This is a genomic window from Rathayibacter sp. VKM Ac-2754 (assembly GCF_009807095.1).
In the GTDB taxonomy this organism is placed as follows: domain Bacteria; phylum Actinomycetota; class Actinomycetes; order Actinomycetales; family Microbacteriaceae; genus Rathayibacter.
This window is the reverse complement of sequence record NZ_WUCC01000006.1, coordinates 199,266-211,060: the sequence shown is the minus strand read 5'-3', so window position 1 is coordinate 211,060 and position 11,795 is coordinate 199,266. Positions and strand designations below refer to the sequence as shown.

Here is an 11,795-nt window from a genome sequence, read left to right as displayed (position 1 = left end):
CGAGAGGATCCGCACAAGCGGAGACGACCGCCGCCGGGTGCGAGCGGCTCCGAGCCGTCCGGGGATCGCGCCCGGTACCGTGGCCGCATGCAGCTCCCGCTCTCCCGGTCCGTCTCGCCCCGGCTCCTCCCGCTCGAGAGCGCCGGCTCGACGAACGACGAGCTGCGCGAGCGCGCGACGGCCGACCCCGCCGCCTGGCCGCACCTGTCGGTCGTCGTCACCGACGACCAGCGCGCCGGCCGCGGGCGTCTCGGCCGCGTCTGGCAGGCGCCGCCCGGGCGGACCCTGGCGGCGTCGACCCTCGTCGACGCGGCGGCCCTGTCCGCAGTCGCCCTCGGCTGGCTCCCGCTGCTCGCCGGAACCGCGCTCGCCCGAGCGCTCGCGCCGCTCGTCGACGTCGCCGTCTCGGTCAAGTGGCCCAACGACGTCCTGCTCGACGGCCGCAAGGTCGCGGGGATCCTCGCCGAGCGGCTCCCCGACGGGCGGGTGATCGTCGGGACGGGGGTGAACCTCCTCCTCGACGCCGAGGAGCTCCCGGTGCCGACGGCGACCTCGCTCGCGCTCGTCGGAGCCCGGACCACCGACGCGGACGCCGTGCTCTCGGCGTTCCTCACCGAGTTCGAGGCGCTGCTCGCTCCGCTCCTCTCTCTCGGCGACGCCGAGGCGGCCGGCTCCGCCGCGGCCGTGCGCGCCTCGTGCGGCACCCTCGGAGCCGCGGTCCGCGTCGAGCTCCCCGACGGCAGCACCGCCGAGGGCACGGCGGTCGACCTCGACGCTGACGGGCGCCTCGTCGTCGAGCAGGGCGGGGAGCGCCGCTCGTTCTCCGCGGGCGACGTCACGCACCTCCGGCAGTGACGGGTCGCCGATGACGCGCGATCAGGGGCGCGAGCTCGCCCGCCTCACGCCGCGGGCCCGCACGGCGTTCGCGCCGGTCGTCGGCTTCCTCCTGCTGACCTGGTCGGGCTTCTACTTCGCCGCTCAGTTCGAACTCGAGCTGCAGCGCTGGATCATCGCGCTGGGCACCGCGGTCCTCGTGCTGCTGCTCTGCGCACCCGGTGCCGCCCGCTGGGCGGGGATCCGCTACCGGATCTCGGAGCACGGTCTCCGCGCGCGTCGCGGGCTCTTCCGCGTGCGCCGGGCCGAGCTGGACTTCGACCCGCGGATGACCGTGACCGTCAGCCGGAGCCTCTCGCAGCGGATCGCGCGCTGCGCCGACGTCGCGATCGAGCAGGGCGGCGCGGAGGTGTTCGTCCTGCGCGACCTCCCCGACCCCGAGCTGGCCGCCGAGGTCCTCCGCGAGGCCATCGCCGCCGCCCCGGCTCCGGAATGGCCGGACCCCGTCGGCCCTGAGTGAGTGGCACGCCCTAGCATGGAGCCGCCCGGGGGCCCGGGCGGAGAGGGAGGAACGCCATGCGCGTCGGCGTGATCGGAGGCGGCCAGCTCGCCCGGATGATGATCCCCGCGGCGGTCGAGCTCGGCATCGAGATCGCCGTCCTGGCCGAGGGCGAGGGCGCTTCGGCGGCGCTCGCCGCGACCGTGGTCGGCGACTACCGCGACGAGGCGACGGTGCTCGCCTTCGCCGAGACGGTCGACGTCGTGACGTTCGACCACGAGCACGTGCCGCAGCCGATCCTCCGCGAGCTCGTCGCCCGGGGAGTCGCCGTGCACCCCGGCCCCGACGCCCTGCTCTACGCGCAGGACAAGCTGCTCATGCGCCGCCGCCTCAGCGACCTCGGCATCCCGGTGCCCGACTGGGCCGAGGTGTCGAGCTCGGACGAGCTCGCCGCGTTCCTCGAGGACCACGGCGGTCGCGCGGTCGTGAAGACGGCTCGCGGAGGCTACGACGGCAAGGGCGTGCGCGTGGTGCACGGAGCTCACGAGGCCGACGACTGGTTCCAGGCGCTCGCCGAGGACGGCCGGGGCGGAGCGCTGCTGGTCGAGGAGCTCGTCGACTTCCGCCGCGAGCTCGCCCAGCTGGTGGCACGGCGCCCCTCCGGCGAGACGATCCTCTGGCCGGTCGTCGAGTCGGTCCAGCGCGACGGAGTCTGCGCCGAGGTGTTCGCACCGGCCCCCGCCTCCGCCGGCCGCGTCGCCGCCGCGGCGGCCGAGATCGCCGAGACGATCGCCGAGCGGCTGGGTGTCACCGGGGTGCTCGCCGTCGAGCTCTTCGAGACGACGGACGACCGGATCCTGGTCAACGAGCTCGCGATGCGCCCGCACAACAGCGGGCACTGGACGATGGACGGCTCGACCACCTCGCAGTTCGAGCAGCACCTGCGCGCGGTGCTCGACCTGCCTCTCGGAGCGACCGGCTGCCGCGACCCGTGGACGGTCATGGTGAACGTGCTCGGCGGACCGGTGGGGGAGTCTCTGACCGACCGCTACCCCCGCGTCCTGGCCCAGCACCCGGCCGTCAAGGTGCACAACTACGGCAAGGAGCCGCGCCCCGGCCGCAAGGTCGGCCACGTGAACGCGACGGGCGACGAGCTCGAGCTGGTGGTCTACGAGGCGCGTGCCGCGGCGGCCGTTCTCACGGACTGACCCTTAGCATGGGGCGGTGACGAGCCAGACGACCACCCCCGCCCGCCCCCTCGGAGACCTCTCGTGAGCGGGCGGGTCGGCGAGGGCACGCCGCTGGTGGGCCTGGTGATGGGATCGGACTCCGACTGGTCGGTCATGCAGGCCGCCTCCGCGACCCTCACGGAGTTCGGGGTCGCGCACGAGGTCGGCGTGGTGTCGGCGCACCGCACCCCGCAGGCGATGATCGACTACGGCCGCGGCGCGCACGCCCGCGGGCTGAAGGTCGTGATCGCCGGCGCCGGCGGAGCAGCCCACCTCCCCGGCATGCTCGCGGCCGTCACCTCCCTGCCGGTGATCGGCGTCCCGGTGCCCCTCGCGCGCCTCGACGGTCTCGACTCCCTCCTCTCGATCGTGCAGATGCCGTCGGGAGTGCCCGTGGCCACCGTCTCGATCGGCGGTGCCCGCAACGCGGCGCTGCTCGCGGTGAAGATCCTCGCGACCGCCGACCCGGCGCTGACGGCTCGGCTCGACGCCTTCGCGGCCGACCTCGAGAGCCAGGTCGCCGCCAAGGACGCCGCACTGGTGGCCGGCCTGTGACGGCGATGACGCTGCCGCTGCGTCATCCGGACGTCCGCTCGCGCTCGTTCATGACGCGGCGCGCGTGGTGGCTGCTCCTGGGCAACTTCCTCGTCCCCGGCTCCGCGCAGGTGCTCGCGGGCAACCGCCGCCTCGGGCGCCTCGGCCTCGGCTTCACCCTCGGACTGTGGATCGCGCTGCTCGTCGCGGTCGTCCTCTACATCGTCTTTCCGGCCGGTCTCTACACGCTGGTCACCTTCGATCTGTCGATGCTGGCGCTGCAGGCGGCGCTGGTCGTCTACGGCGTCGTCTGGCTGGTGCTCACCCTCGACACCCTCCGGCTGATCCGCGTGGTGCGGGTCCGCCCGAGGATGCGCGGCGTGCTCGCCTTCGCCACGATCGCGCTGATGGCGGTCTCGGTCGGCACGGCCGGCTACGGCACGTACCTCGTCGGAGTCACGCGCGGCACGCTCTCGTCGATCTTCGGCGGCGGAGCGATCGAGGCGCCCATCGACGGCCGCTACAACGTGATGCTGCTCGGCGGCGACGCGGGCGAGGATCGCGACGGCCTGCGCCCCGACAGCATCTCGGTCGTCAGCATCGACGCGTCCAGCGGCGCGGCCTCGATCATCGGAGTGTCGCGCGAGTTCGTCGACTTCCCGTTCCCCGAGGACAGCCCGATGCACGAGCTGTACCCCGACGGCTACAACACCGACAACTGCAACGTCGACGTCTGCAAACTCAACTCGGTCTACACCGAGGTCGAGCTGAAGGACTCGGACCTCTACCCCGAGGCGGTCGCGGACGGCAGCGAGCCCGGCATCGAGGCCACCCGGGACGCGGTCGAGGGGATCCTCGGGCTGAAGATCCAGTACTACGCGCTGATCGACATGGAGGGCTTCGCCCAGCTCATCGACGCGCTCGGCGGCATCGACGTCGACTACCAGGGCACCGAGCCGCTGCCCCTCGGCGGGCTCCCCGACTCCGACGGCGAGATGCAGGGCGTCAACCAGTGGATCGACCCGGGCCAGTACCACTTCAACGGCGAGCAGGCGCTCGCCTACGCGCGCTCGAGGTACACCACGAGCGACTACGACCGCATGGCGCGGCAGCGGCAGGTCCAGGAGGCGCTGCTCGCGCAGTTCGAGCCGGCCAACGTCCTCTCGAAGTTCCAGGACGTGGCCTCGGCCGGGTCGCAGGTGATCAAGACCGACGTGCCGCAGGGGATGCTCGGCTACTTCGTGCAGCTCGGGCTCAAGACCAAGTCGCAGCCGGTGCAGGCGATCGAGCTGGTGCCGCCGGCCGTCGATCCCGAGGATCCGGACTACGACGTCGTGCACTCGATGGTGCAGGACGGGCTGTTCCCCGACTCCGCCGCGCAGTAGCTCCTGCCGCCGCCGAGGGAGCCGGTTCCCGGTGAGAACCGGCTCCCCCGGACAGCGGCTACAGGTCCGCGTGCAGCGCCCAGACCCGCTCCGCGGAGTCGCGCCAGCTGAAGGCGCGGGAGCGGTCGCGGCCGGCGACGGCCAGGCGCTCGCGCAGTCCGGTGTCGCCGAGCACGCTGCTCATCGCGAGGGCGAGTCGCTCGGGATAGTCCTTCGCGTCGGCGCGCTCCACCGCGACTCCGGCGTCGGCGGCGACCTCGAGCAGGGCCGGGTCGTCCGAGTGCACGACCGGGACGCCGAAGTGCATGGCCTCGAGCACGGGGAGCCCGAAGCCCTCGGCGATGCTGGGATAGACGAAGAGGGTCGCCCGGTCGAGCACGACCGCGAGGTCGGCGTCGCTGAGCACGCCGAGCGCGCGCACCCGGTGCTCGTCGAGGCCCTGCTCGTCGGCGACGGAGGCGATGTCGAGCTCGCCCCATCCCGTCGGCCCGACGATCAGCAGCGGGATCTCGGGCGCGGACGCCCCGCCGAACGCCGTGATCAGCGAGACGAGGCCCTTGCGCGGCTCCAGGGTGCCGACGCTCAGCACGTACTCGTCGGGCAGCGCGAGGGCCTCGGCCCGGGCGTCGGCGTCGTCGGGCAGCACGAGCGAGGAGCCGACCGCGCCGCCGATGACGCGCAGCCGGTCGCCGAAGTCGAGCACCTGCGAGAGCTGATGGGCGACCGCGTGGGTCGGCACGACGACGGCGTCGGCGAACTTGCGGGCCCGCTTCGCCATCGCGCGGTGCCACTTCGCTCCGTGCGGGGTCAGGGTCTCCGGATGCGTCCACGGCACTGTGTCGTGGATCGTGACCGCGATCTGCTCGCCCTCGCGACCCTCGTGACTGCGCAGCGGCGCGAACAGGCTGGGGGCGTGCATCATCCCGCCGCCGGTCGGGATGCCGATCCCGTACTGCCAGGCGCGCGAGAGCTCGCGGCGGCCGAGGTGCAGGCGGTGGATCCGGGCGAGACCGGGGAGGCGGAGCCGCAGCTCCTCCTCCTTCTCGGGCGGGTGGGCCGACACGACGGCCTCGACCTCGCAGTCGCGGGGTGCCGTGCTGATGAGGTCGCGCGTGAGCTCCTCGGTGTAGCGTCCGATGCCGCCCGGGACCCGGGCGAGCATCTGGTCGACCACGACGCGGAGGGTGGTCGTCACGGGGTCACCGCGTCGAGCGGCGCGGCGGCGAGGGCGTCCTGCCACGAGCGGAGCGGCGGCAGGCCGGCGGCCGCCCAGCCGTCGTGGCCGAGCACCGAGTAGGCGGGCCGCGGGGCGGGGCGGACGAAGCTGCCGCTGTCGGTCGGGCGGATCCGCTCGGGATCGAGACCCGCCTTCTCGAACACGGCGCGGGCGAAGCCCAGCCAGGTCGTCTGTCCGGCGTTGGTGCCGTGGTAGACGCCCGCGGGTGCTCCCGAGTCGACGAGGGCGACGAGGCGCTCGGCGAGATCGCCCGTCCAGGTGGGCTGGCCGCGCTGGTCGTCGACCACCGAGAGGGTCTCGTGCGAGCCGGCCAGGCGCACCATGGTCTTCGCGAAGTTCCCGCCGTGGGCGCCGTAGAGCCAGGCCGTGCGGACGACGTAGCCGCGGTCGGGGTTCGCCTCGAGGACGAGCTCCTCGCCCTCGGCCTTGGTGCGGCCGTACGCCGAGATCGGCCGGCGCGGGTGCGACTCGGCGTAGGGGCTCGTGGCGGAGCCGTCGAAGACGTAGTCGGTCGAGACCTGGACGATCGCCGCGCCCACCTCGGCCGCCGCGACGGCGAGGTTGCCGGCGCCGAGCGCGTTGACCCGGCGCGCCTGGGCCTCGTCGCTCTCGGCGTCGTCGACGCGCGTATAGGCGGCGCAGTTGAGCACGGCGTCGTGGCCGGCGACCGCGGCGCGGACCGCGTCGAGGTCGGTGACGTCGAGGTCGCGGCGACCGAGCGCCGTGAAGGGGCGGTCGCCGAGTGCGGTGCGGAGGTCGGTGCCGAGCATGCCGGAGGCGCCCGTGATGAGGAAGGTCACTCCGACATCATGCCGGAGCCCCGTCGGCGGCGGGCGGTGCCGCACCGGCCCCCGGTGACGGCGCCGGACACGCTCTCGTTACACTGGCGACCGTGCAGATCAGAGAGCTCGGTATCCCCGACGTCTACGAAGTCACTCCGCGCCAGTTCCCCGATGATCGCGGGGTGTTCTACGAGTTCTACCGCTTCGATCATCTCGCCGAGAAGGTGGGCCACCCGCTGGAGCTCCGGCAGGGCAACACCTCGGTGTCCAAGCGCGGCACCGTGCGCGGCATCCACTTCGCGCAGATCCCGCCGTCGCAGGCGAAGTACGTGTCGTGCTTCTCGGGCGCGGTGCTCGACTACGTGATCGACGTGCGCGTCGGCTCGCCGACGTTCGGCCAGTGGGAGTCGATCCTGCTCGACGACGTCGACCGCCGCTCCGTCTACATCGCCGAGGGCATCGCCCACGCGTTCGTGGCGCTGACGGAGGGTGCGGTCGTCTCCTATCTCGTCAACGCGACCTTCGACCCGGTGCGCGAGAAGGGCATCGACCCGCTCGACGAGCAGATCGGCCTGCGCTTCCCGGAGGAGGCCGGCGAGCTGCTGCTCTCGCCGAAGGACACCGACGCGCCGACCCTGGCCGAGGCCGAGGCGGCGGGCATCCTGCCGACCTGGGACGAGGCCCGCGCGTTCTACGCCGAGCTCGACGGGGCCTCCTCATGAAGGGGATCATCCTGGCGGGTGGTTCGGGGTCGCGGTTGTGGCCGATCACGAAGGGCATCTCGAAGCAGTTGATGCCGATCTACGACAAGCCGATGGTGTACTACCCGCTGTCGACGCTGATGATGGCGGGCATCGATGAGGTGCTGGTGATCACGACTCCGGAGTACAACAACCAGTTCCAGGCTCTGCTGGGCGATGGGTCGTCTCTGGGCATGTCGATCTCGTATGCGGTGCAGGAGTCGCCGGACGGGTTGGCGCAGGCGTTCCTGATCGGTGAGGAGTTCATCGGGGACGACTCGGTGGCGCTGGTGCTGGGGGACAACATCTTCCACGGGTCCGCGTTGGGGACGGCTCTGGCGGCGAACACGGACATCGAGGGTGCGGTGATCTTCGCGTACCAGGTCGCGGATCCGCGGGCGTACGGGGTGGTGGAGTTCGATGGGGAGTTCCGTGCTCTGTCGATCGAGGAGAAGCCGGAGAGACCGAAGAGCAACTACGCGGTGCCGGGGCTGTACTTCTACGACAACGCGGTCGTGGGGTATGCGAAGACGATCGAGCCGTCGGCGCGGGGGGAGCTGGAGATCTCGACGATCAACGAGCGGTACCTCGAGGCGGGCACGTTGAACGTGCAGGTCCTGGATCGGGGGACGGCGTGGCTGGACACGGGGACGTTCGACTCGATGATCGAGGCGACGGAGTTCGTGCGGGTGATCGAGCAGCGTCAGGGGTTCAAGATCGGCTGCATCGAGGAGATCGCCTGGCGCCACGGCTGGATCGACGACACCCAGCTCGCGGCCCTCGCGGCGCCGCTGGTCAAGAGCGGCTACGGCGCCTACCTCAACCGACTCCTCGAACTCGGTCGCTGATCCGTCAGCGGTGCGGGCGGAGCCGCATCAGGGTCACTCGCGCGCCGAGCCCGACCCGCACGGCCGCCCGCACCGGAGCCTGGTACCAGGCGCCGTACTTCTGCGCGAGGTAGAGGTAGGCGCTGCGGTGGTGCACCGCGAGCATCCGCGCCGATGCCAGGCGCGTCGAGTGTCCGCCGAGGTGCGAGACGACCGCGTCCGCGAGGTACACGTTCGACCAGCCGAGCCGACCGAGCGAGTCGCCCAGCTGGACGTCCTCGAAGTACATGAAGTACCGCTCGTCGAAGCCGCCGATCTGCTCGAACGCGGTCCGGCGCACCATCACGCAGGCTCCCGAGAGCCAGCCCGCCGTCATGCTGCCTCGCTCGAGCGTCTCGACCGCGCGCGAGCGGCGGTAGGTGGCCGACCACGGGTTGCCGGGCCAGACGTGGGCGAGCAGGGCGTGGCCGATGCCGGTGCCGAGCGACGGCAGCGCCCGCGCCGAGGGGTAGATGCTGCCGTCGGAGTCGAGGATGCGCGGGCCGATCGAGCCGATGCCCGCGTCGGCGGTGGCCGCGGCGTACAGGGCGTCGATCGAGCCGGGGAGGAACACCGTGTCGGGGTTCGTCACCAGGATCCACTCGAACTCCGGTCCGAGCCGGTCGACGGCGTAGTTGACCGCCCTGCCGTAGCCGAGGTTCTCGCCCGTCTCGTGGAAGACCACGTGGGGCAGCCGCTCGACCACGGTGCGCACCGAGTCGTCGGTGGTCGCGTTGTCCACGACCACGACGCGGACGTCGTGCTCGGTCGCCTCCGGGATCGACTCGAGGCAGGCGCGGAGCACCTCGCCCGAGAAGTGGGTGACGACGACGACCGCGATGGGCAACGTCGAGCGGGCGATGAGAGCCTCCGGGGATACGCGTCGACGGAGGAGCCCGTCGGAAGAACTCGACGAGGCTAGCACGCGGCTCGCGATGGCCCGAGGAGGCTCAGCGCACCGTGTCCAGGGGCTCGGTGCTGACGGCGACGGCGGCGGGAGAGAAGGTCTCGCCGACCGAGAGGGCCTCGACGGCCGGGGTCTTGAAGACGACGAACTTGTACATGCAGAAGTTCCAGACAAGGCCGACGAACACGGCGGCCGCCTTGGCGACGTTGATCGCGAGGAAGGCGTTCTCGCCCGCACTCGGCAGGAACAGCAGCGAGGTGCCGAACCGGGTGTCGAAGAACACCTCGAAGCCGTAGATGATCAACGACTGCAGCACGAGCGAGCTGAAGCCCGTCACGGCGAAGAACTTCGCGAAGGTCCGGAACGAGGGCCGGCCCTCGTGCCGGAACACGAAGTAGTGGTTGAGCCCGTACGACACCGTGATGCCCACCAGGACCGAGAAGACGTTGGCCAGCAGGGTCGGCAGGCCGACCAGCAGCGACAGCGCGTTCAGGATCAGGAAGTCGAGGGCCGTGTTCAGAGATCCCGCCACCATGAATCGAACTGTCTGCGACTGCAGCCAACGTGGCACAGGTGCTCCTCCGCGTGGTCCCGACGGCACCCGGTCGGGCGCGGTGATGCCGAAGTTACCGCCCCCACCTGGGGTACAGCCTGCAAGGTGGGTGCCGGTTCTCAGGAGCAGGACCGCCGACGTTCAGCCGATGGACACCCTGCAGACGGTGAAGCGGCTCAGGGGACGAAGAGCAGGTAGCGCTTCGCCGGGTCCTCGCTCGTGAGCGACGGGGTCGCGGAGTCGGTGACGGCGCCGACGAGGGTCGACCAGGCCTGCGGGTCGTCGGGGTAGGCGGCCGTGTCGACCAGGATCGCGCAGGCACCGGAGTCGCGGAACTCCTGGGCGAAGCCCTCGGGCGTCGTCGCGCCGTTCCACTCGTCCCCGGCCTCGGTGCCGCGGACGGCGCCGTAGCTGAAGCGCAGGTCGTCGTCGGTGCTGTAGACGTACGGCAGGCCCTCGTCGTAGTCGCCCATGCCGCCGATCGGGCCCGTCTCGGGGAACCCCTTGAACGGGAGCTGCGCGACACCGCAGCCCTCGGGCAGCTCCTGGTCCATCGTGGTCGTGAACTGGCGGAGGATCGAGTCGTCCGTCGGGTCGATCGGGACCGCCGCATTCACGCCCGCGAGCTGATCGACCGCCGCGATGACCGAGATCAGCGCGAGCGTCGGCACGAGCGCACGCAGCCGCTTCGCGAGCATGTCGATGAGGACGGCCAGGGCGCCCAGGGCGAGGAAGTCGATGACGATCGCCAGCCGCGACCACACGCGGATCTCGGGGCTGACGTAGTACGCGAGCATCGTGCCGAGGCCGCCGACGATGAAGAACAGCAGAGCGAAGACGAAGGCGACCGTGAGCGCGCCGACGCGGGGGTCGTCGAGGAAGCGCAGGTACGCGGGCTGCACGTCGCGGCGTCGGAGCGACGAGCCGGCGAGCATGCGGATCAGGACGACGACCAGGACGAGCACGATGGCGAGCAGGGCGATGACGGAGGTCGACGGGTTCTCGCCGGTCGTCACGAGCTGCGTCTCGCTCTGGTAGTCCCTCGCGAGGTCCCGGAGGAACGGGACACCGCTCGTGGTCGAGGGCAGCAGCAGCTGCTGCAGCTTCCCGCCGTAGTACTCCGACTCCTGCGGCGTGCGGCCGGAGAAGTACTTGGTGTACCGCTCGCCGAAGTCGAGGGACAGCAGCGCGACCTGCGCGAGGATCAGCACCCCGAGCGATCCGAGGGTGAACGTCGGCCAGGCGAGGTCGCGCAGCGGGCGCCGCCGGAGCAGCGTCACGACGACGGAGACCGCCCACGTGGTGCCGAGGACGATCGCGCCGAACACGTAGTAGTACGAGACCGTCCAGGCGACTCCGGCGGACAGCCCCACCAGCAGCGCGGCGGTGACGAGCCGGCGCCGACGAGCGGAGGATATCCCCGAGACGACGCGCGCCACCGGATCGGTGGCGGGACCCGCGACGACGAGCACCAGGATCCCGATCAGCGGGACCGACCAGTAGTTCGCCAGGAACGGGTGCCCGTAGTCGATGCGGACGAAGTGGTAGGGGAGGACGGCGCCGATGACTCCGAAGACCGTGGCGATCGCCGGGCGGACCCGCAGCGCCCGGAAGAAGAGGTAGGCGGTGGCGCCGATGCCCGCGAATCCGGCCAGGTAGTACAGGTTGAGCACCCAGATGCCGTTCGGCACGAAGGGGCCGGCCATCGCGACGAAGAGCGCCGACCACGGGTCGAACAGCGGCGAGAACAGGAGGTTCTGCGAGGCGGGGAAGCCGAGCTGCGTGTTCGGGAAGTAGGGGAAGACGTCCTGAGCGCTTCCGAAGATCGTGTAGTGCAGGATCTGGTCGTTGCCGCCGGCCGTCCACCGCAGGGCGAGGTCCGAAGGCGAGATGCGCAGGGCGAGGACGCCGAGCACCGTCGCGATCACCGCGGTCAGCGCGGTCCGGCCGAGCTCCACCAGCATCCGACGCCGCGTCGACCGGGGCTGCTCGCGATCGGCGCCCGCGGCGGGAGCGGGGCGGACGGCGGCCCGGGTGTCGTGTGCCATGCTCGTGCGCGTCTCCTGTCGGGGGTCCTCGGCGCAGGCGGCCGGAGGGGCGATCGGGGATCGCGCGGGTCAGCATACGACACGCCCTCTCCGCACCGGGGGATGCCCGACGCGGCGCGCCCTCCGCCTGGGAATCGCGTCCGCGCGGCACGGTCCCGGCGGCGGAGGAGGGCGGCGCTGG

At 71.8% G+C, this 11,795-nt stretch carries 12 protein-coding genes; 7 read left to right on the top strand and 5 right to left on the bottom strand.

What is annotated here, in order from left to right:
- The first annotated feature begins 87 nt into the window (after positions 1 to 87).
- The 5 genes from GRS92_RS12245 (at position 88) to GRS92_RS12225 (ending at position 4,481) form a co-directional block, all read left to right on the top strand.
- Positions 88 to 855, top strand: a complete 768-nt coding sequence (locus tag GRS92_RS12245; RefSeq protein ID WP_159856708.1) for a biotin--[acetyl-CoA-carboxylase] ligase — start codon at positions 88 to 90, stop codon at positions 853 to 855.
- 10 nt (positions 856 to 865) lie between these two features.
- Entirely contained in the window at positions 866 to 1,354 is a 489-nt protein-coding gene (locus GRS92_RS12240; RefSeq protein WP_159856706.1) for a PH domain-containing protein, read from the top strand.
- 56 nt (positions 1,355 to 1,410) lie between these two features.
- A complete protein-coding gene (locus tag GRS92_RS12235; protein ID WP_159856696.1) occupies positions 1,411 to 2,541 on the top strand; it encodes a 5-(carboxyamino)imidazole ribonucleotide synthase in 1,131 nt (376 codons plus the stop codon).
- Between the two features lie 108 nt (positions 2,542 to 2,649).
- Entirely contained in the window at positions 2,650 to 3,117 is a 468-nt protein-coding gene (purE, locus tag GRS92_RS12230; RefSeq protein WP_159856976.1) for a 5-(carboxyamino)imidazole ribonucleotide mutase, read from the top strand.
- A 5-nt stretch (positions 3,118 to 3,122) separates the two neighbouring features.
- Positions 3,123 to 4,481, top strand: coding sequence for an LCP family protein (locus tag GRS92_RS12225; protein WP_159856974.1), 1,359 nt, complete (start codon positions 3,123 to 3,125; stop codon positions 4,479 to 4,481).
- Between the two features lie 58 nt (positions 4,482 to 4,539).
- On the opposite strand, the gene GRS92_RS12220 is transcribed toward GRS92_RS12225, so the two are convergent.
- Both GRS92_RS12220 and rfbD read right to left on the bottom strand, forming a co-directional pair.
- On the bottom strand, positions 4,540 to 5,676 hold the full coding sequence (locus tag GRS92_RS12220) for a glycosyltransferase family 4 protein (RefSeq protein WP_235021992.1): 1,137 nt from the start codon (positions 5,674 to 5,676) through the stop codon (positions 4,540 to 4,542).
- Positions 5,673 to 6,518, bottom strand: a complete 846-nt coding sequence (gene rfbD, locus GRS92_RS12215; RefSeq protein WP_159856694.1) for a dTDP-4-dehydrorhamnose reductase — start codon at positions 6,516 to 6,518, stop codon at positions 5,673 to 5,675. Before rfbD ends, GRS92_RS12220 begins: the two co-directional genes overlap by 4 nt.
- Positions 6,519 to 6,610: 92 nt before the next feature.
- On the opposite strand from rfbD, the gene GRS92_RS12210 reads away from it, so the two are divergent.
- Both GRS92_RS12210 and rfbA read left to right on the top strand, forming a co-directional pair.
- Positions 6,611 to 7,222, top strand: coding sequence for a dTDP-4-dehydrorhamnose 3,5-epimerase family protein (locus tag GRS92_RS12210; protein WP_159856692.1), 612 nt, complete (start codon positions 6,611 to 6,613; stop codon positions 7,220 to 7,222).
- Positions 7,219 to 8,088 carry a glucose-1-phosphate thymidylyltransferase RfbA gene (gene rfbA / locus GRS92_RS12205; protein WP_159856690.1) on the top strand — a complete coding sequence of 290 codons (870 nt, stop codon included), beginning with the start codon at positions 7,219 to 7,221 and terminating at the stop codon, positions 8,086 to 8,088. The genes GRS92_RS12210 and rfbA overlap by 4 nt, the downstream gene beginning before the upstream one ends.
- Positions 8,089 to 8,092: 4 nt before the next feature.
- Here rfbA and GRS92_RS12200 read toward each other — a convergent pair whose 3' ends face one another.
- The 3 genes from GRS92_RS12200 to GRS92_RS12190 form a co-directional block, all read right to left on the bottom strand.
- Positions 8,093 to 8,953: a glycosyltransferase family 2 protein gene (locus GRS92_RS12200; RefSeq protein WP_235021990.1), complete on the bottom strand. Its 861-nt coding sequence runs from the start codon at positions 8,951 to 8,953 to the stop codon at positions 8,093 to 8,095.
- Positions 8,954 to 9,056: 103 nt separating this feature from the next.
- Positions 9,057 to 9,548, bottom strand: a complete 492-nt coding sequence (locus GRS92_RS12195; RefSeq protein WP_159856688.1) for a GtrA family protein — start codon at positions 9,546 to 9,548, stop codon at positions 9,057 to 9,059.
- Positions 9,549 to 9,742: 194 nt separating this feature from the next.
- Positions 9,743 to 11,614, bottom strand: coding sequence for a hypothetical protein (locus tag GRS92_RS12190; protein ID WP_159856686.1), 1,872 nt, complete (start codon positions 11,612 to 11,614; stop codon positions 9,743 to 9,745).
- Between the last annotated feature and the right edge of the window lie 181 nt (positions 11,615 to 11,795).